The organism is Candidatus Brachybacter algidus, from assembly GCF_016707225.1.
Lineage (GTDB): Bacteria > Bacteroidota > Bacteroidia > Chitinophagales > Saprospiraceae > Parvibacillus > Parvibacillus algidus.
Window position 1 is genome coordinate 1 of sequence record NZ_JADJID010000005.1, and the last position, 20,191, is coordinate 20,191.

Here is a 20,191-nt window from a genome sequence, read left to right on the forward strand (position 1 = left end):
GTTAAAGGAATGAATAAATATAATAATTTTTTGTGGGCAGCAAAAAGCATAAACAGAATTGCCTTAAGAAGATTAAAATTAGATTCTAATAAATTTGATAGTCTATATTTGTTTAATTCATCAGGACTTGAATTAATGGAATATTATGGAGGAAAGAAAAAACTGATTCTTGAGCAATGCATTGCTATACACAAAATTGAGGTTGAACTTCTTGAAATTGAGAGGAAAAACTTTCCTGAATGGGAATATTGGGAAAGTAATTCTCAGGCTATGTTGGAGTTTATTGAAAGGGAAAAAGAAGAATTAGCGCTTGCTGATATTATTATATGTCCTTCAGAGTTCGTTGAAAAATCAGTAATTAGTTTAAATCCAAGTTACAAAAGTAAGACTAGAGTGGTGCCACTGGAGTTGCGTTAAGTTTAAAAAAATGTAGCCCTAAGATATATTTAGGTAATAGACCACTTAAAATTCTTACAGTTGGAGCTGTTGGTTTGAGAAAGGGAAGTCCTTATATTTTGGAAGCTGCTAAACACTTTGTTGGTAAGGTTGAGTTTACTATAGTTGGAGATTATTCTCAATTATCTAAAGATATTGTGTCTGAATTAAAGGCTTATATTAACCTTGTTGGCCATGTTAGTCGAGATAAAGTTTCTGAATTTTATAAATGTGCAGATGTATTTTTACTTCCTTCCATTTGTGAAGGATCGGCAACAGTAACTTATGAAGCTATGCAATATGGTTTACCTTTGATTGTAACTCCAAACACTGGTTCTGGTTAGGGATGATGAAGAGGGAATTATAATTGAAGCTGGTAGTTCTCAATGTGTAATAGATGCAATAAATGTTGTACTAAATTCACCCTATTTGGTTAGTAAGTATTCTTCTAAAGTTATAAATAGAGCGAGCTATGCATCACTAGATTCTTATAGTAAAAGACTTTCAGAGGTATTAAGCGAAGAATAAATAAAGTATGCCTTTGACTCAAGAATTATTTTTGGCCATTGTTTTAAATATCTTAGTTTATCTATTAGGTTTTAAACTGATTAGAAAGGTAGGGGGAGTTAAACTTAACTTGCCTTATACTCTTTCGTTAGTTATGTTTGTTATTTATTTTTTTACCCAATTTCCTCTATTTTACTTTCCAAGGGAGAAGACGATAACGGGAGATGAAGAAAATTATTTTGGAGTTGGAGTAGATATTTCAGACTTCTATGGAATTAGTTTAATTTATTATGGAATAGCTAATTTATTATTTATTTGTGGTTATATTTTATTTAAAGGGAAACAGGGCAAAGAAAAGACAATAAGGTCAATAGAAAAAAATATCTAATAAAGGAATTCTTTTGTCATTTGGTTTATGTACTTTCCTTATTGTAAATTATTTAATTGAAGGATAAACTCCTCGCAAGTTATATTCGGAGATTCCTGAAAATGTTTATATGGAGAAGGAGGCGCTACAAGCTATTTAAGAAATTTTGCGGACCATTATTACGACTAAATATTTGTGTTTTTTATTATAAATTGAAAAATAGATATTTAATCCTGTGGTTTTAATAAGTATTATTTTTTTTTTATTAATGGCTCAGATATAGAATTATTTTAGTAGCATTAGAGATAAAGTTTGTTTCTTATTTATTTATTGCTAGTCAAAGGATTAATACATTAAAGTTAAGCTTAATGGGGAAAACTTTTTTTGCTTATGGATTGTTGTTTGTAACTTATAACAGGCATGTTTTTATTAAAGGTGATTGGGAAAAATTATCAGCAAACCCAATTGAGTTTGATTATTCTACATTTTTTGAACAAACAAGGGGAATGTTGGATGATATTACTATCATAAAATATTATGAAACTAATCCCCTCGGCAAACATACTGGGAATTACATTTATCTTCTATTATTGAGCTATCCCTAGAGCCTTAATAAACGACAAGATGAAGGATAGTTTTTATCCTTTTCCTGCACAATTAATTATTTATGATGCATATGATGTTCAGTGGGCAGGGGATTGTTAATACTGAGAGAAGCACCGATACTTAGCCTATTTTGTAATTGCTGGTGGAATTCCTTTTTTATTTATTGGATCTTTTTTTGTTGGATTTTTTCTAAGTAGATTCAAAAATAGGTTTCCTGTAGAAACTGATCGAAATAGAATTTTACATATTATAGTTGCATGTGCTTTTTTCCAATGGATAACACGTGGATACTTTCCTGGTGTAGTTGATCATTTGGCATTCATGTTGATTGGATACTATATGATTATAGTTATTTCATTAGGTTTACGTTACTATGAAAAGGAGCAATCAATCAAGCTTCTATAAAGTTAAGCTAAGAGATAGGGAAGTTGTGTTGAATATTAGTAAGTGGAGAAACCCTTTTAAGAATATTAATTAAATTTAACTTTGAATTGTATTTGCTCAGTTAAAATATATTTTAAATTAATAATGGATAAGCATATATGAATCATAATATTTTAGTAGAGTATTTCGGATTTCCTGCAACATTGGTACATGGTGATACACTTGTGCCTAGATAGGTGGAATTGGATTAAGAAAAAAATTAAGCCTACAAAAAAATCAATAAAAATACTTGATGTAGGTTGCGGTACAGGAGCCTTCACAATTGGCTTGGCTAAGATGGGATATTATACTTTGGGCTTAAGTTGGGATGAAAGAAATCAGAGAACTGCGAGAGAAAGAGCCAAAATATGCAACGCGAAAAAGGCAATTTTTGAAATTCAGGATGTTAGATTTCTTGATGAAAGAAAGGATCTATTTGGAAAATTTGATATAGTACTATGTACTGAGAACATTGAGCATATCCTTAATGATCAAAAACTTATGACTGATATGGCCGCTTGCTTAAAAACAAATGGACGCCTTTTACTTACTACTCCTAATTTCAATTATATACCAATAACAAAAGAGGATAACGGCCCTTTTGACAACATTGAAACAGGCTGGCATGTAAGAAGAGGATATAAACCTCTAGATTTTGAAAGATTATGTCTTAACTCGGGATTTAAAATAAACAAAATAGACTATTGTAGTGGATTTTTAAGTCAAAAAATTACCTTTTTATGGCGAAATTTTAATAAATTTAATAATATAGTCAGTTTTGGAATTATATTGCCATTGAGAGTTTTGCCACCATTAATCGATAAAACCTTAACTAAAGTTATAAATTATCCTGAATTTTCAATTTGCTTGGATGCAACTAAAATTTAATAGAAAAACAATTATTTTGAAATTAATTTTAATAAATATATTTTTATATGAATAATGTATTTATCAAGCGCGCACAATCTTTTTTAAATAATGCATCAAATATTAATTCTACAGTGGCTTTATTTGAAAAGTTACTATAGATAGGAAGGAAATATTTCTTAATTTTTTTGATCATGTGGAATTTATGTTAGTAGAATATATCAAGAAAGGTTTAATTTGGTAGAATTAATTTATTAAATTTAAAATGTCCAAAAAGGATTAATTTATAACAAGATGAAAAATCAGTTAACTAAAATAGCAAGTTTGGCAAATATAGCTGCCTATAGCCAAGAAAATGCAGCCAATTATATAGATGGAGCGCCGCATATTAAACATAAGTTCTTAAGGGAATTGTATGCTAAAGAATTAATTCAAGTATACAGTAATTCTTTAAAATTCACAAAATTCCCAATAGTGTTAGACATGGGAGCGGGAGAAGGTTCTGTTACCCTTCCGTTTCTAGAGCTTGGAACCCATGTCGTCGCTGTTGATTTATCGGAGTTTCAATTAAAGTCTTTAAGTGAGAAATCTAAACAATATGGTGACAGACTCGAGATTAGATGTCAGGATATTAACCAAACTTTAAATAAAGTAGATGAAAAGTTTGACATTATAGTAGCTAATTCATTCCTTCATCATTTGCCTGATTATATTGAAATATTGAAAAAGGTATCTGAAAAGCTAAATAATGGCGGTCAGTTTTTCTGTTTTCAAGATCCATTACTTTATAAATCTATGTCGCACGTAAATTTGATATTCAGTAATATTTCATATTATTCATGGAGACTGATGAAAGGGGATCTTTATGATGGATTATCGCGATACATCCGAAGAAAGAGAGGCGAATTTAAGGAAGATTCATATCATGACAATGCAGAATATCATGTGGTAAGAGATGGCGTTGACCAAGACTGTATTAAGAAATTCTTCGAAGATAATGGATTTAGGGTTAAAATAATAAAATATTTTAGTACACAAAACACCTTTTTTCAACGATTAGGCACATTATTAAAAATGGAGAATACTTTCTCAATAATTGCTCAAAAAGACAATAATTCTCTATCAAAAAATGCATAATAATTTATTAAATAGCTAATTAAATGAAACGTATTCTAATATTATATTCTGAAGTAATGGGATATACCAAGGCTTGTATAGATCAACTTGCCTCAGATTTTAATGTTGAAATTTTAATGTTTCAACTTGATAAATTAAAGCTGACCCCCTATGAACCGGATTTTAGACAGAAAAATGTAACATTTTATAATAAGTCTAAGTTCTCGTATTACAAAGTGTTTTTTAAGAAGTGTTTGGATTTTAACCCAACTCTTATTTTTGTTTCTGGATGGATGGATGCAGATTATCTCAGAGTGGCGAAACATTATAAACGAATGGGCTGTAGGGTTGTATCATTTGCAGATAATCAATGGAAAAGTACCTTGAGGCAAAATTTTGCTTCAATTTTTGGTCGGAATTACTTGCATAAGTATTTTACGAATCTTTGGGTAAGTGGAATTAGACAATATGAATTTGCTAAACGTATGGGATTTAAAGACAAAAGTATAAAATATGGATTTGTCCCGCAAACTACAACTTATTCAATTCATTTTTCTAAGGAGGAAATTAATGTTGGAGAATAAAATAATGCCTAAAGAAATTATTTTTGTCGGAAGATTGAATCAAGTAAAAGGACTTGATTTATTTTAGAAACTTTTATTGGATTTCATGATTTATGGTTGGAATGGAAATTTAAAATAGTTGGTTCTGGGCCCCAAATAGAGCTAATAAACAAATATGTAAATATCTATCCAAATTTAATTTCTCATATAGAATTTTTGGAACCCAATTTATTACAAGAAGAAATTGTTAATTCGGGTGTTTTTGTACTTCCCAGCTTGAATGAACCATGGGGTGTAGTCATTCATGAATTTGCTATTGCTGGATTTCCTATAATATGCTCTGATGCATGTGGAGCCTCTGATGTATTTGTGAGACATGGTTATAACGGTTACACTTTTCAGAAAAACGACAAAGTAAGTTTAAAAATGGTTTTAAAAAAAGTACTTAATCTTCCTAATGAACAATTATGCTTGATGGCTCAAAGATCCCATGATTTGGGAGGTTATTTGACGCCAGAGATGTGGGCCGCTACGGCATATTCATATTAAAAGAGAATTAGATGAGTCAAAAATTGAATCGCTTTATAAATTCTGTTAAACGTTATAGAGAGCTCTCCTATTGAACGGCATTTGGTTCACATAATTATATAATTATAGACAGGAAGACAATACGTAATTTTATCAAAAAATTATATAGAAATGTTAGATAATATTACCACTAATATTCCAAATAATTATGAACTTAGTAAATTGATTCAGAATAAATTTAATGTGGGAAGTGACTGGAATATTGAGCGCTTCACGAAAATAATTGGTATTGTCTATCCTGAGGTAAAAGGATTATAAATTGTTGACTGTGGGTCGTCATGGGGTATAGGAGTTGTCAGTTAAAAATGAAGGGTTGATGTTAAAAGTTTTGAAGTTTCTCGCCCTAGACCTGATTTTGGTATCATGAAACTTGGATTGGACATTAAAAGTGAAATTGAAGATCTTTTCGAGAGTAATGATATATTCTACATTCTGCGTGTAATTAAACGCATTCCTAATTTATCGCAAATGCTAATTACCGCTGTAAATATTACTAAAATTGGAGGGTTGATCATAAATTTGAGCCTAAATAGCAACAATAACCTTAGACGAGGTATTCCCCAATGATTCCATACCGGGTGGGGTCTGGTTCATCCATATTATTTTACTAAACAATTTTATAAGAACTATTATCAAGACAAACCATATTATATTGGAACTTACTCTTTTAACTATAAAGGCATACGAGAATGGTATGAACTTAAAAACCACTTTATAGATAATTTGACAGGAGGTATGGTAATTTGTATAGTTATTAATTAGAATTTTTATGATGATTTATATATTTCATGCTCTTGACTTCTTTACACTAGTTTTTATGTGAAAATAAAACTAATGAATTTTCGTGTACTATAAGAGATGGCAAAATGCAAATTTTAGAACAAAAAAATGGTTTCATGCTATTTGAAGGAAAAGAAAACTTTGATACTTGGCTTCCAGATAGTATTTATAGTGTCGGTGGTAAATCAAGGCACGGTACCAGCGTAATACCTAAAACTACTATTATTCCGGTAAAGAATGGTTTTGATATTGAAATTAATTTTAAAAATAATGGAATAGATACTTCATCAATTGGGGAATTCTTTATAGGTAATTTTAATTTAGATCAGAAAGTATACTATCGTAATACCAATTATACGTTTTATGAAGATACATTTTTTTCTAAGAATAATATTCAATTTGCATCTCCGGGTAGAGTTTATCCATCTACAACTTGTTATTCTCCTGTAACAGTTCTAAGAGACGATAAATATATAGTAGGAGTTACGCTCACATATCCAATTGAAGAATATAAACATACGGCTAATCACATGTTTTTTGGCAATTTTTTTGATAATGCCAAGATTGGCTGGAATATGATAATCCAAATAAATAAGGGTACAAATGGACAGAATTACTATGAATCTGGTGAGTTAGCACCGGGTCAGCGGCGAGTTTATAGACTTCATATACGTGTAGGAAAAGTACAGAATATTGACGAAGATTGGAAGCAGGTTATTCAGCCATATAGGGAGTATTTTGATTCAAAATATAAACAGATATATAAAAAGGACAACAGAGCAGTGATAGGATATGTAGCAGTGAATGAAAGTAAGTTTTCAAGAGAGAACCCATTCGGATATACGAATCGAGATAATGAAAAGAATATGGTGTCCCACCCCTATAGGCCTGATAATTATGGATTTAAACCATTGTTGATTATGTAAAAAATTATCTGTTCAAAAAGGGTTAAAAGGGTAATGATCTGACACCGTCAGGGCTTTATCAAAAGCACTTTGAAAAGAATTACCCTTATCAGTTTGCATCGCACTTAGTCACTATTGGAAAGTTCAAAAGGACAGCTTTCAAAAAATAGCATTTTGAATGATCCCATTATTAATTTTAAAGCCTTTCAAATCAAGTGGACGAATTGGGGATGTGGTGGGGGCACGCCGGACAAGTTAGTTATTCATGGACGATGGAATAATAAATTCTTTTGATGTTAAAAGCATAGAAAGATTGGAGAGCTGCATTTAGAGAAGTTGACGCAGCTTCAGCGATGGGAGTTAATTGTCTTGGATTAGATTCATTTAACGAGATGCCAGCTTGGGATCAAATTATTTGGTTAAAAGAAATGAACAGAAGGACAAAAGGTAAAATAAAATATATTTCAGAATTATACTCGTTTGACATTGTACATACGTTGGCAGGTTTTATGTATGCTGAATGGAATGGTAAAAGTCAACATAAGTTGGCGGATTATCTGATCCCAGAAAATGAAAAATGGATGTTGATAATTCAGGATCAACAAGGCAAAAATATTAATAAATATATTCAGCAAATTGTCAAGTGGAATTATGTTCCTTGCATATTAGCATATCTAAATGATGATTTAAAAATTTGATAAATTAGTTATGAACGCAGGGTCAGCCTTTAGAAGTAGAATATTAATCAATTGCTCAAATTTAAAAATTGGTGGTGGGATTCAGGTTGCCCATTCATTTATTGATAAACTTTGAGTTTAATGAATATTATTTTATAGTTGTTGTCTCTGATAATTTGAAATTGAATTTGACAATTCGAACCTGCCTAATAATATTAAGTATATAAACTATAATGTTAAGGCATCTATAATAAATGCAATATTTGGCGTTAATTATTTTCTTGACAAAGTCTTAAGAGATGAAAAGATATCTGCAGTCTTTTCAGTCTTTGGGCCAACCTATTGGAGACCAAAAGTATTTCATTTGGCTGGATATGCAATACCTCATTACGTGTATACGGATTCTCCATTTTTCAAAAATATTACAACTTATTTTAAGTATAAGTTGAAAATTATGAAACTATTCCATCTATTTGATTTTAAATATAATAATCCCTCCATTGTAACTGAAAATATAGATGTAAGCAAGAGATTGAAAATCTTAGTTAATAAGGAAATATATACAGTGTCAAATTATTATAATCAAATTTTTGATAATCCTGAGCAGGGATAGGACTATATATGTGCCCTGAGTTTAGGGGATTCACTTTGTTAACTATCTCTCGGCAAAACTATCCACACAAAAATCTTAATTATTAAAAAAGTAGTTCAAATTAAAAAATTGAATACCAGAATTCCAATTTAGATTTATTTTAACAATAAATGAGTCTGAATTTTTAAATGAGTCTGATAAGGACATTAAAGATAATATCTTATGCATTGGTAAGATTGCAATAAATCAGTGTCCTGCTTTGTATGATAAATGCAATGCGGTTTTTCTTCCTACCCTGTTAGAATGTTTTTCTGCTACGTATCCGGAAGCTATGAGAATGAGAAAGCCCTCTTTGACTTCTAATTTAAATTTTGCTTTTGAACTATGTGGAGATGCAGCAATATATTTTAACCCACTTAATGTCGATGAAATAGCACATAAAATATATCAAGTTGCTTATGATAATGACCTAAAAGTTAGGGTAGTGAAAAATGGCATAAAACAGTTAATGATGTTTAATGATTATACTGTAAGAGCTAAGAAATATATTCAAATAGTAACTAATAACATTAATTAATTATTAGGCATGTGCGGAATCGTCGGTATAATAAGTGACAAAGCTTCCAGTCTTATTGAATCATCAGTAAGAATTATTGCTCATCGGGGGCCGGATGACAGTGGAATTTATAGCTTTGAAAATGTCGCATTAGGTCATAGGAGGTTGTCTATTATGGATCTTAGTTCATTAGGTCACCAACCTATGGTGTCCCGAGATGGAAGATACATCATGGTTTATAATGGTGAGATATATAATCATGTCGATCTAAGGAATGAAATCCTTCCTGGTTTTGATTTTGAAAGTACTTCAGATACTGAGACGATATTATATGCTTATATAAAAATTGGCAAAGCACTCTTTCCTAAGCTTAATGGAATTTTTGCACTTGCTATCTTTGATAATCAGACAAAGGAAATTGTATTAGTTAGAGACCAGTTTGGAGTTAAACCCCCGTATTGGTATCAAAAGGATAAGAATCTTTTTTTTGCCTCTGAATTAAAGTCTCTATCGAACTTAGGTATTGATAAAAAACTAGATGTACAAGCACTGAGTCACTATCTTTATTTTTTATATGGCCCGGGTGAGCAGACGCCTTTTTCTTTTGTAAAGAAATTAAAGCCCGGACATATTCTGAGCTTTAAGACTTCAGATTCGGCCGCATATACTTATGAGCAATATTATGATATTACCTTCGATGGAAAGTACACCAATGATTCTGAAGAGGAGATAGCAGAGCAACTTGATGTGCATCTGACCAAGGCCGTTGATAGACAGTTACTGTCTGACGTGCCGGTCGGGTTTTTCCTTTCCGGTGGGTTAGACTCCTCAGCAATGGTGGCTCTGGCAAAAAAACTCCACCCCGATAAAAAACTTAATACCTACACAATAGATACAGGCGGCGGTTTTGACGGTTTCGAAGATGATCTGAAATATGCAAAATTGTCGCCAAACATTCTGAATGTCGAACTGGATATCCTTAAGACAGAGATAGATGTCGTTAAAGATTTTGACAAAATGATCTGGCATCTGGATGAACCACAGGCAGATGCTGCACCTTAAATGTACTTGCCATTTGTGAGCGCGCTAGAGAAAAGGGAGACGTTGTGTTGTTGGGGGGGACGGCAGGCGATGATCTTTTCTCAGGTTATCGAAGGCATCAGGCATTGAATTATGAAGGATTGTTTCGATCAGTTCCGGGTATCGGGTGGAAGATGGCAAATAGTTTGTTAAATGTGTTTCCTGCGCAGAATTCTTTTATTAGAAGGTCTAAAATTAATTGCCGATGCGCATCTAGAAGCTGATGAAAGAATGGCAAAATATTTTGGATGGATAAGTCAGCATGAAATTGTTGAATTATTTAATGATGACTTAAAAGAATCAATTCGCAAAGATGCTCCTCATCAACTACTCATGCGAACACTTCAGGATATTCCACAGGAAAAAAGTGATCTCAATAAGATGTTATACCTGGAGATGAAATACTTCCTTGCAGATCATAATTTGAATTATACCGACAAGATGTCCATGGCGCATGGAGTGGAAGTCAGAGTCCCTTTCCTTGATTTGGATTTGGTTAATTTTTCTACGACGATTCCACCTCAATTCAAAATGAAAGGCAATGAAACAAAATATATCTTGAAGAAGACAATGGAAAAGTATCTTCCGAAAGAAGTAATTTATAGAAAGAAAACTGGATTTGGGGCTCCGGTGAGAAAATGGATCACTAAGGATCTCTCCAAAATGATAGAAGAACGACTTTCTGAAGATAGTCTTGGTCAATGGGGAATCTTTGATTACAAAAAGGTTCACAAATTAATTGAAAAAAATAAAAGTGGTCAAATTGATGCTTCATACACCATATGGGCTCTTTTGGCAATTCAATCTTGGCTTAATCAATTCTGTAAATAATTTTTAATAAAAAGTCTGTATTTTTCTTTATTGTGTAAAAATGACAAAACCAAATAAATATTCCTATGGCTTGCTTTTCGCATTCTTTAATTTATGCATTATTCTTATTTTACTAGCCTTACCGGCGGGAGTAAAGGTAGAAGTCAGAAATGCATTTAAGAAAGTAGATAAAAAATATTTTTGAAGTAGATTTAAAAGAATTCAAAGACGGGGCTTTTAAGTGGTATAGCGAAGATATTAAAGAGCAGTTTGGGCAAAGAACGTATTTCAAAACAAGTGTTTCCGATCTCGTCAAATTGAAAATGGATGATAGTTCATTAGTTCAGAACCTTGTATTGTTATTTTCAAAAAATGGGAGCAATAAGGCTAATGATTGTGGATTGTACAGTAATAATCTAGAGGAAAATATTAAATGGTTAAATACAAATGAGGGACATGGGTGCTGCTCTGACCATGCTCAGGTTTTTATAGCATTGGGAACTCTTGCTGGATTGACAGTTAGAGAAGTTCACAATGATGGTCACACCTTTAATGAATATTGGGATCGTCAGTTTAACAAATGGGTTTGGGTAGATCCACAATTCTGGTTAATGGCTAAAAATAATGAGGACTCATTACTGAGTTTATTTGATATACAGGACTTATTTAGTAAAAATGAATTCCCACATTTTATAGTTTCAAAACAAGGGAAATATATAGATAATTTGTCGATGGATGAAGTCTTTAGATTATATTATACTGCAAAAATTTTAATGTGATTAGGATGACAAGCGGAAATAATATTTTTGTGGTCGATAAATATAATTCATTTCTAAAATTCTTGCCTAAGTCAGTTGTACAGACTATTTTATTAGCATCGGGCATACAACCTGGTATTTTATATTCAGAAAGTAAGCCCATTCTCGAGAATAAGTATGATAGATATATATTCTCTTTTCTAGGATTTGGTCTGCTATTTCTTATTGTCAATATTTTCTTATTGAAAAATACTTTTCAAAAGGAAGATAGATCCCTTTAACTACTTATTCTTATATAAGCAAATGAAACAAATCGTTCAAGATCTCAATTCCGGTCAGACTATACTGAGGTAGTTCCACACCTGAAGTACGTCGTGGCTGTGTGCTCATAAGAACTCACCGTACACTGGTCTCCCTTGGCACTGAACGTATGCTCGTAGAATTCGGTAAGGCAGGTTGGATCAACAAGGCGAGACAGCAGCCTGAAAAAGTATTGCAAGTGATCCAAAAGATCAAAACGGATGGATTAAAACCAACCATGGATGCCGTATTCAGAAAACTTGGAGAGCCACTTCCACTAGGTTATTGCAATGCCGGGGAAGTAATCTCCGTAGGTGCCGGAGTCAACGATATTAAGGTTGGAGATCGCGTTATTTCCAATGGCAATCATGCAGAAGTAGTTTGTGTTCCGAATAATCTAGTGGCAAAAATCCCGGATGGTGTATCTTATGATGAAGCTGCTTTTACAGTGATCGGTGCGATTGGGCTTCAAGGTTTGAGATTGATACAACCCACCTTTGGAGAGACTGTTGTTGTGACCGGATTGGGCCTTATCGGATTGATTGCTGCTCAACTTTTACAGGCGAATGGCTGCAGAGTGATCGGTTTGGACTTCGATGGATCAAAAGTGGAACTGGCAAAAACACTCGGTTTAGAAGCAGTAAAAATTGATCCAAATTCAGATCCTGCGAATATTATACTTTCCATGACCAATAATATTGGTGCCGATGCTGTATTAATCACCGCATCTGCCAAGTCAAACGATGTGATCAGTCAAGCGGCAAAAATGTGTCGTAAAAGAGGGCGTATCGTGTTGGTCGGGGTGATAGGGTTGGATATTCAGCGGGCTGATTTTTATGAAAAAGAATTGACTTTTCAGGTTTCTTGTTCATATGGGCCTGGAAGATACGAGGAGGAATACGAGCAGAAAGGAATGGATTATCCTATTGGTTTTGTAAGGTGGACAGAGCAAAGAAATTTCGAAGCAGTGTTGCAGGCAATCTCTAAAAAATCAGTCAATGTAAATGCCCTGATCACTGAAATAGTTGATCTTGAAAACTATCAGGAAATCTATGGTGACATGGGCAATAGCAAATCTATTGCATCCATCCTAAAATACAATGTTGATGCACCTTTGGGAAGTACAAAAGTCAATGTAGGCGAACAATTGTTCGTAAAGTCTGTAGGGACGTCAGGAATCATTGGAGCGGGAAATTTTGCAGGAGCGATGATCGTTCCATTGTTGAAGGAATTAAATGCCAATATTAAATACATCGCCAGTGCAAAAGGATTATCCGGAACCACACTGGCTAAAAAATATAAAATACCTTTTTCTACCAGCAGATATCAGGATATACTTGAAGATGTTGATGTAGATGCAGTGGTCATCACGACCAGACATGGCGCGCATGCAAGTCAGGTCATAGAATCGTTAAATGCAGGAAAACATGTATTTGTCGAAAAACCTTTGGCATTAACACTTGAGGAAATAGAAACAATTAAATCAGCTGTGGAAAAAAGTGGGAAGATTGTAACTGTTGGATTTAACAGGAGATTTTCACCATTTTCTATAGCTGCAAAAGAACTTCTTCATAATAATACTCCAATCCAGATAATTGCCACAATGAATGCAGGATTTATTCCTGACAATAGTTGGGTGCATGATATGGAATCCGGAGGGGGAAGGATCATCGGTGAGGCTTGTCATTATATCGACCTTATTTCTTTTTTTGCGGGAAGTCAGGTAGAAAAAGTGATCATGAATGCGATGGGTAAAAATACCACATCAAATACTGATAATGCCTCCATTTTATTGAAATATAAAAACGGTTCGTCCGGTGTAATTAATTATTTCTCTAATGGCAGTAAATCATATCCTAAGGAAAAAATAGAGATCTACAGTCAGCAAAAAAATATCCTGATCGACAATTTCAGAAGCGCCGAATTCTTTGGTTACTCAAAAAGTAAAATGAAGAAAACACAAGACAAAGGGCATAAAGAACAATTTACAAAGTGGAATGAATTGTTGAAAAATGGTGGACAATCCCTGATTTCATTTGATGAAATATACAATACTGCGCGCTACGATATTGGCGGTAGAGTCGCTGAAGACGGGGATGTGGATGGAAGTTTAATTGTTAGTTGTTAATTATTAATTGTTATTTACGAAGTATTTAATTAGCAGAAACTCATCCCGCCTGCCAGCACCCCCGCCTTTTAACTCGGGCAAGCCTCTGCAAGCTAGGGTTTATACACATCTTTTTTTTCTTTCAAAGTAAACTTTGGTGACACCCCGACGTAGGTTAACCTACGCCGAACTTTCACGATCATAGTTTTTGCTTTAAATTATTATACTTCATTCGCTATGGAATGCTGAGCGTAAGTTAACCTACGTTCTGGTGTCTGCAAAATTTATTTTGCGTATAATTAACTTAAAATCAAATGATTATTTACATTCTAACATGGGATTTTGCACAAAAATAAATTAACCAATCCTTACTAAACTAATTCTATACTACCATACCCTCCGGTATCTTAAGCTGAAACAAATCAGTTATAGAATTTACTATTTGATTTTGAGGAAAATTGGATGGAAAAGCGCCATTCCGAGTTTTGTTTATGTTGAAGATCAAAAATTAAATTTTGAACCATTTATTCAATTAAATAAAACATGGAAAGGAAATAATACATTTAATTTCCTCTATAAGGAAGTCAAATTTGAATCAGAAATTGATTGGAATTACAGCAAAAATGGCAAGCTGTGGACCTACAACATCAATTACTTTGAGTTTCTGATGCAAGATGGAATCAGTGAGCAAGATGGTAAATTATTAATTGATAATTACATAAATTCCAAGGACAAATTAATTGATGGGCTAGAGTCTTTTCCAACATCGCTCAGACTTATCAACTGGATAAAGTTTTTACTAAAGCATCAAATCAAAGAGGAAAGAATCTATCAATTTATTCATGAGGATGCTTATCGATTGTATCATCATCCGGAATATCATTTGTTAGGAAATCACTTGTTAGAAAACGGGTTTGGACTTTATTTTGCTGCAAATTACCTCAATGATAAAAAACTTTACAATAAGGCAAAATCAATACTTTCTGCAGAATTGAAAGAACAAATTTTAGACGACGGAGCGCACTTTGAACTCAGCACGATGTATCATCAACATATGTTGTTTAGGGTCTTGGACTGTTATCAATTGGCTTCAAAAATGAAATACTTGGTACTGAGCTGAAAGTATTATTTCAGAGAAATGCAGAGGTCATGCTTTCCTGGTTGCGAAACATGACTTTTACCAATGGTGAAACTCCATTATTGAACGATAGCGCTAAAAGTATTGCTCCGGATAGTAAACAACTGTTTGATTATGCTAAATATTTGAATATTAATTATGAATTAATTCCACTGAAGGATTCAGGTTACAGAAGATACAATTTCGGAAAATTGGAATGTATTGTTGACGTTGGAAACATTGGCCCTGATTACATTCCGGGACATGCACATGCCGATACTTTTAATTTTGTTTTGAATTATGACAATAAACCTATTTTGGTAGATACCGGAACATCTACTTATGAAATAGGAGACAAAAGGCAGATCGAAAGGTCGACCACAAGTCATAATGCTGTAGTTTTGAATAACCAAAATTCTTCTGAAGTTTGAGCTGGATTCAGAGTGGGGCGAAGGGCTAAAAGCAAATTGCATGCAGATGAGAGTGCAATATTGTCGGCATCTCATGACGGATATAAAAACATTGGTTTAACGCATATTAGACAATTTGAGGTATTTGAAAACTCCTTTGCAATTGAGGATAAATTACAGGGAAATTTGAATAATATAACTTCATCAAAAGCATATTTTCATTTCCATCCTAATTGCAATCTCAATATTTCAGCTACTTCGATTACTATTTCTGAAAAAATTAAATTGGAATTTGAAGGAATAGTAAACCTATCAGTGGAGGATTATAATTTTACAGAATATTGGAGTCAACACATCGTTGCCAAAGTATTAATACTGGATTTTGACAAACAATTAAAAACAATTATTTCAGAAATTTAGGTGCAGGAAAGACCAATTAAAATACTATTTCTTTCGGATAATTATCCGCCTGAAGTCAATGCGCCTGCATCGCGGACTTATGAACATATCCAACAGTGGGTGAGGAATGGCGCAGATGTTACAATAATTACCTGTGCGCCTAATTTTCCTCAAGGAAAAGTTTTCGAAGGCTATAAGAATAAATTATTCAGCAAAACTCTGCAAGATGGTGTTACAGTCATTAGAGTCTGGAGTTATATCACTGCCAACGAGGGTTTTGTTAAGAGAATTTTGGATTATGTAAGTTACAGTTTGACATCTTTTTTCGTCGGCTTATTTCAGGGATGCGATATAATTGTGGCCACATCACCACAATTTTTTACCGCAGTGAGTGGCTGCTTGCTTGCCATATTTAAAAGAAAGCCCTGGATCATGGAGGTAAGAGATCTCTGGCCGGAATCCATTAAGGCAGTGAGTGCCATGAAGTCTGATAGCAAGGTTTTTGTATTTCTGGAATGGATAGAAAGGTGGTTGTACAAAAGAGCCGCAAGTATAGTGGTCGTAACGGATACCTTCAAGGAGAAACTGTTGGAGTGGGGAGTTAATGCTGACAAAATACACATTGTAAAAAATGGTGTAATGCTCGATAAGTTCGAATATTTACCGAAAAATTCTGATTTAGTTAAACAATTAAATCTTGAAAATAAATTTGTGATCGGTTACATCGGAACACATGGGATGGCACACAAATTGGATTTTATTATTGAAACTGCAGCCAAAATAATGGATGAAAGGATTCATTTTTTATTCATAGGAAATGGAGCAGAAAAAGAGAAAATCAAATTGTTGGCAAAAAATTTAAATGTAAAAAATTGCACTTTTTTAGATTCAGTTAGCAAAGATTTGATCAATGAATACATTAGTATTACGGATGTTTCACTGGTGCCGTTGAAAAAATCTGATACATTTAAGACCGTCATTCCTTCAAAGATATTTGAAAACGCAGCAATGCAAAAACCTATTTTACTTGGAGTAGAAGGGGAAGCCAAAGGAATAATTGAAAGGTATAAAGCAGGAATTTGTTTTGAACCAGAGAATGAAACCGATTTAATTGCTTCAATAGAAAAATTGATGACAGATGTAGAATTTTACAACGAATTAAAAAAGGGTTGCACTAAATTGGCAAATGATTTTGACAGAAAAAAATTGGCCGACAGCATGTTGGAAGTCATTAAATCAACCTTTAACAACGCCACTAAACAGATTGAGAATTAGTTTTATCATTTTGATTTATTACCACAAATAATTCTTTTAATTCTTGGCAAACAACAAACCCCAACCTCCAAACCCCAAACCTTTTATTGGATTAATCAAAGTGAGTTCTTTTAGTTAACTCAGCATAAATAAAACATGATCATTGATATAATAGCTGGTGCCAGACCTAACTTCATGAAAATTGCACCTATAATAGAAGCAATTGAAACGGCAAAGTCCAATGGTGAAAATATAAATTATAGGTTGGTTCACACAGGTCAGCACTACGACAATAAGATGAGCGGTGATTTTTTTACACAACTTGGAATTCCTGAACCACACTTGAATCTGGGTGCCGGCGGTGGCAGTCAGGCAGAGCAAACTGCGGCTATTATGATCGGCTATGAAAAGGCGATTTTTGATCAACGACCGGACCTAGTGTTAGTAGTTGGAGATGTAACTTCGACAATGGCTTGTTCGGTGACTGCAAAAAAGATGAACAATATCACTGTGGCACATGTCGAAGGAGGTATTCGTTCGGGAGACCTTACTATGCCGGAGGAGATCAACAGATTGGTGACGGACGCAATTTCAGATCTATTTTTTACAACTTCAGAATCGGCAAATCAAAATTTAAAAAAGGAAGGAGTATCTGATGAGAAAATTCATTTTGTCGGAAATACCATGATAGATACTCTGTTAAAACAGATGCCGTATTTCAGAAAACCTGACTACTTTGATAAATTGGATCTAAAAATAGGTGAATATATTGTGATGACTCTGCATCGTCCTGCAAATGTGGATGTCGGTGACCAATTAAATAAATTAATACATAAAATTGTTGAATATTCAAATGGAATACCGTTAATATTTCCGGTACATCCCAGGACAGCTTCCATGATTGAAAAGACAGGGATTGCTTATTCTAATTTGCACATGGTTGAGCCAATGGGTTATTTGGAATTCAATTATTTAGTTAAGAATTCAAAAGCTGTCATTACGGATAGTGGCGGCATTACAGAAGAAACTACCGTGATGGGCATACCATGCATGACCTTGAGGGATAATACCGAACGTCCTGAGACAATTACTATGGGCACGAATGAATTATTGGGTACCAATCCTAATGCCATTCCGCCTGCGATGGACAAACTATTTGCAGGAGAATGGAAAAAAGGATCAATTCCTGAGATGTGGGATGGGAAAACGGCGGGGAGGATTGTGGAGGTTTTATTGACGTGGGGCGGTGAATAGTTGGCAGCATATTATGACTCTATATAGTGCACCAGTTGCCAGTTAATAGTGCACCAGTTCGCGAAGATGAAACTGTCCTGTGTAACTGGCTAAAGAGGTTATGAATACGATCATATTACAAACTTCAAACCCCAAGCATCAAACCCCAAACTTTCAAACACCCCTTGTTCTGTTACAAGAATTCGCCAAAACACCCCTTGTTTTGTTACAAAATGTAAAATAAAGTATGCATAATCGGAAATAATCCGTTTATTGCATCTTAAAATAACATTCAACATGCTCAAAGGTGTTTTTCCTCATGAAGTATTGAAGATTCAGTTTAATGATTATTCAAGGCCTAACGATAAGATCTCGTATGAGGTATCGAAAGGATTATTGATTAAATTGAGGAAAGGATGGTATACAAAGAAGGAGAGTGTAGAGCAAGAATTGTATCTTAAATTTAATGCTGCCAATCTAATCTATGGCCCTTCCTATATTTCATTATTTTCTGCTTTGGAATACTGGCAACTAATTCCGGAAATAGTTCGAATCACAGAGTCTGCTACACTGAAACGAAAGCTTACAATTAAGACACCTATTGGCATTTTTAATTATAGAAATGTAACGACAAATGTCTTTTCAATAGGTTTAAAGCCAGTCAGAATTGGTGATTTATCTTTTCTGATAGCTAATCCATCTAAGGCGTTATGTGATATAATATGGACTACTTCTAATATTCAAATTCGATCTTTAAAGGAAGCAAAAAGCTTTTTAATTGATGATTTACGTATTGAAAGGGAGGAATTCTATCGTTTCGATTTAGAAACTCTGAACGAGTGTCTTAAACGCGGAAAGAAAAAAGAATCTTTGAGACAAATAATAAAATTTATCGAAGGTGTTGAATGAATGGTTGACCCAGTATGAATTTAACTCTGCAAGGGATGAAATGAATGCCAGAAGAGAAATTTTCCAGGAAATAACCCTGGCAGGACTATCTCGAGGAAAGTTTTTTGAAAAAGCAAGCTTTTATGGTGGAACAGCTTTGCGGATATTTTACGGACTGGATCGCTTTTCAGAAGACTTGGATTTTACACTCAATAGTATCGATGCCAACTTCACATTAGAAAATTACATTCCTTTTATAAATGAAGAGTTTCAATTGCTAGATTTGAAAGTGGAATTGGATTACTATTCTAAAAAGTCAGATGGACAAATAGAATCTGCTTTTTTAAAATCGGATACTATCTTAGCAAATCTTTCCATTGTAAATAGAACAGGATTACTAAAGGCGCTGAAAATTAAAATCGAAGTCGATACAATTCCCCCTTTGAAATTTGAGACAGAATCTAAATTGCTTTTTAGACCTTATTCATTTTATATAAATGTACTGAAAAAGGAATTTTTGTTTGCAGGTAAACTACATGCCTTACTTTTTAGAAATTGGAAATCGAGAGTTAAAGGTCGCGATTGGTACGATTTTGAATGGTATATGAGAAATCAGATTCCTGTCAGCATTTCTCATTTTTACGAAAGAGCATTTCAAAATGGAAATATTGATGAAATACAATTAACACCTGAGCTTGTAAAGGAAATGATTGTTAAGAAAATTGACGCAGTTAATTTAGATGATGCCAAATCCGATATTGAAAGGTTTATCTCATCTCCCGACAGTCTTAAAATCTGGTCAAAGCAATACTTCAAAGACCTGGTTTCCCATTTAAAATTCACTCAATGAAGA

21 protein-coding genes and 2 pseudogenes are annotated in these 20,191 nt (G+C 33.5%); all 23 read left to right on the plus strand.

Annotated elements, in window-relative coordinates; genetic code table 11:
- Nucleotides 1-417, plus strand: a pseudogene (locus IPI15_RS14490) (hypothetical protein); the annotation flags it as partial.
- Between the two features lie 50 nt (nt 418-467).
- Nucleotides 468-779, plus strand: a complete 312-nt coding sequence (locus IPI15_RS14495) for a glycosyltransferase family 4 protein (RefSeq protein ID WP_287421282.1) — start codon at nt 468-470, stop codon at nt 777-779.
- A gap of 197 nt (nt 780-976) precedes the next feature.
- Nucleotides 977-1,330 (plus strand): hypothetical protein, encoded by a 354-nt coding sequence (locus tag IPI15_RS14500; protein WP_287420913.1) that lies wholly within the window; start codon nt 977-979, stop codon nt 1,328-1,330.
- A 347-nt stretch (nt 1,331-1,677) separates the two neighbouring features.
- On the plus strand, nt 1,678-1,914 hold the full coding sequence (locus tag IPI15_RS14505; RefSeq protein WP_287420914.1) for a hypothetical protein: 237 nt from the start codon (nt 1,678-1,680) through the stop codon (nt 1,912-1,914).
- Nucleotides 1,915-2,509: 595 nt separating this feature from the next.
- Nucleotides 2,510-3,226 carry a class I SAM-dependent methyltransferase gene (locus tag IPI15_RS14510; protein WP_287420915.1) on the plus strand — a complete coding sequence of 239 codons (717 nt, stop codon included), beginning with the start codon at nt 2,510-2,512 and terminating at the stop codon, nt 3,224-3,226.
- Between the two features lie 273 nt (nt 3,227-3,499).
- A complete protein-coding gene (locus tag IPI15_RS14515; protein ID WP_287420917.1) occupies nt 3,500-4,342 on the plus strand; it encodes a class I SAM-dependent methyltransferase in 843 nt (280 codons plus the stop codon).
- 23 nt (nt 4,343-4,365) lie between these two features.
- Entirely contained in the window at nt 4,366-4,905 is a 540-nt protein-coding gene (locus IPI15_RS14520) for a hypothetical protein (protein ID WP_287420919.1), read from the plus strand.
- A gap of 96 nt (nt 4,906-5,001) precedes the next feature.
- Nucleotides 5,002-5,433: a glycosyltransferase gene (locus IPI15_RS14525; RefSeq protein ID WP_287420921.1), complete on the plus strand. Its 432-nt coding sequence runs from the start codon at nt 5,002-5,004 to the stop codon at nt 5,431-5,433.
- A gap of 150 nt (nt 5,434-5,583) precedes the next feature.
- On the plus strand, nt 5,584-5,730 hold the full coding sequence (locus IPI15_RS14530) for a hypothetical protein (RefSeq protein ID WP_287420923.1): 147 nt from the start codon (nt 5,584-5,586) through the stop codon (nt 5,728-5,730).
- 608 nt (nt 5,731-6,338) lie between these two features.
- On the plus strand, nt 6,339-7,178 hold the full coding sequence (locus IPI15_RS14535; protein ID WP_287420925.1) for a hypothetical protein: 840 nt from the start codon (nt 6,339-6,341) through the stop codon (nt 7,176-7,178).
- Nucleotides 7,179-7,585: 407 nt separating this feature from the next.
- Nucleotides 7,586-7,855, plus strand: coding sequence for a hypothetical protein (locus IPI15_RS14540; protein WP_287420927.1), 270 nt, complete (start codon nt 7,586-7,588; stop codon nt 7,853-7,855).
- A gap of 737 nt (nt 7,856-8,592) precedes the next feature.
- The gene (locus IPI15_RS14545) at nt 8,593-9,003 is read left to right on the plus strand and encodes a glycosyltransferase (protein WP_287421284.1); all 411 of its coding nucleotides are present in this window, start codon (nt 8,593-8,595) and stop codon (nt 9,001-9,003) included.
- A gap of 9 nt (nt 9,004-9,012) precedes the next feature.
- Nucleotides 9,013-10,044, plus strand: coding sequence for an asparagine synthase (glutamine-hydrolyzing) (asnB, locus tag IPI15_RS14550; protein ID WP_287420928.1), 1,032 nt, complete (start codon nt 9,013-9,015; stop codon nt 10,042-10,044).
- Between the two features lie 44 nt (nt 10,045-10,088).
- A complete protein-coding gene (locus IPI15_RS19905; protein ID WP_353845312.1) occupies nt 10,089-10,286 on the plus strand; it encodes a hypothetical protein in 198 nt (65 codons plus the stop codon).
- Complete coding sequence (locus IPI15_RS14555; RefSeq protein ID WP_287420930.1) at nt 10,216-10,893, plus strand: asparagine synthase-related protein; 678 nt, start codon at nt 10,216-10,218, stop codon at nt 10,891-10,893. Before IPI15_RS19905 ends, IPI15_RS14555 begins: the two co-directional genes overlap by 71 nt.
- A gap of 302 nt (nt 10,894-11,195) precedes the next feature.
- The gene (locus tag IPI15_RS14560) at nt 11,196-11,651 is read left to right on the plus strand and encodes a transglutaminase-like domain-containing protein (protein WP_287420931.1); all 456 of its coding nucleotides are present in this window, start codon (nt 11,196-11,198) and stop codon (nt 11,649-11,651) included.
- Between the two features lie 409 nt (nt 11,652-12,060).
- On the plus strand, nt 12,061-14,058 hold the full coding sequence (locus tag IPI15_RS14565) for a bi-domain-containing oxidoreductase (RefSeq protein ID WP_287420932.1): 1,998 nt from the start codon (nt 12,061-12,063) through the stop codon (nt 14,056-14,058).
- Nucleotides 14,059-14,485: 427 nt separating this feature from the next.
- Complete coding sequence (locus IPI15_RS14570) at nt 14,486-15,157, plus strand: heparinase II/III family protein (protein WP_287420934.1); 672 nt, start codon at nt 14,486-14,488, stop codon at nt 15,155-15,157.
- 50 nt (nt 15,158-15,207) lie between these two features.
- Nucleotides 15,208-15,984 (plus strand): annotated as a pseudogene (locus IPI15_RS14575) (heparinase II/III family protein).
- Nucleotides 15,985-17,238, plus strand: a complete 1,254-nt coding sequence (locus IPI15_RS14580) for a glycosyltransferase family 4 protein (protein WP_287420936.1) — start codon at nt 15,985-15,987, stop codon at nt 17,236-17,238. It begins immediately after the preceding pseudogene.
- Nucleotides 17,239-17,373: 135 nt separating this feature from the next.
- A complete protein-coding gene (gene wecB / locus IPI15_RS14585; protein ID WP_287420938.1) occupies nt 17,374-18,471 on the plus strand; it encodes a non-hydrolyzing UDP-N-acetylglucosamine 2-epimerase in 1,098 nt (365 codons plus the stop codon).
- 276 nt (nt 18,472-18,747) lie between these two features.
- The gene (locus tag IPI15_RS14590) at nt 18,748-19,359 is read left to right on the plus strand and encodes a type IV toxin-antitoxin system AbiEi family antitoxin domain-containing protein (RefSeq protein WP_287405277.1); all 612 of its coding nucleotides are present in this window, start codon (nt 18,748-18,750) and stop codon (nt 19,357-19,359) included.
- On the plus strand, nt 19,349-20,188 hold the full coding sequence (locus IPI15_RS14595) for a nucleotidyl transferase AbiEii/AbiGii toxin family protein (protein WP_287420940.1): 840 nt from the start codon (nt 19,349-19,351) through the stop codon (nt 20,186-20,188). Before IPI15_RS14590 ends, IPI15_RS14595 begins: the two co-directional genes overlap by 11 nt.
- The last annotated feature ends 3 nt before the right edge of the window (nt 20,189-20,191 follow it).

Excerpts from the sequence above, each read along its gene's own strand:
- IPI15_RS14560 (WP_287420931.1), top strand. The coding sequence starts at position 11,196 with ATGGATGATAGTTCATTAGTTCAGAACCTTGTATTGTTATTTTCAAAA.
- IPI15_RS14555 (WP_287420930.1), top strand. The coding sequence starts at position 10,216 with ATGTGTTTCCTGCGCAGAATTCTTTTATTAGAAGGTCTAAAATTAATT.
- IPI15_RS14540 (WP_287420927.1), top strand. The coding sequence starts at position 7,586 with ATGAACAGAAGGACAAAAGGTAAAATAAAATATATTTCAGAATTATAC.
- IPI15_RS14590 (WP_287405277.1), top strand. The coding sequence starts at position 18,748 with ATGCTCAAAGGTGTTTTTCCTCATGAAGTATTGAAGATTCAGTTTAAT.
- IPI15_RS14530 (WP_287420923.1), top strand. The coding sequence starts at position 5,584 with ATGTTAGATAATATTACCACTAATATTCCAAATAATTATGAACTTAGT.
- IPI15_RS14565 (WP_287420932.1), top strand. The coding sequence starts at position 12,061 with ATGCTCGTAGAATTCGGTAAGGCAGGTTGGATCAACAAGGCGAGACAG.
- asnB (WP_287420928.1), top strand. The coding sequence starts at position 9,013 with ATGTGCGGAATCGTCGGTATAATAAGTGACAAAGCTTCCAGTCTTATT.
- wecB (WP_287420938.1), top strand. The coding sequence starts at position 17,374 with ATGATCATTGATATAATAGCTGGTGCCAGACCTAACTTCATGAAAATT.
- IPI15_RS14505 (WP_287420914.1), top strand. The coding sequence starts at position 1,678 with ATGGGGAAAACTTTTTTTGCTTATGGATTGTTGTTTGTAACTTATAAC.
- IPI15_RS14535 (WP_287420925.1), top strand. The coding sequence starts at position 6,339 with ATGCAAATTTTAGAACAAAAAAATGGTTTCATGCTATTTGAAGGAAAA.
- IPI15_RS14510 (WP_287420915.1), top strand. The coding sequence starts at position 2,510 with ATGGTGATACACTTGTGCCTAGATAGGTGGAATTGGATTAAGAAAAAA.
- IPI15_RS14520 (WP_287420919.1), top strand. The coding sequence starts at position 4,366 with ATGAAACGTATTCTAATATTATATTCTGAAGTAATGGGATATACCAAG.
- IPI15_RS14515 (WP_287420917.1), top strand. The coding sequence starts at position 3,500 with ATGAAAAATCAGTTAACTAAAATAGCAAGTTTGGCAAATATAGCTGCC.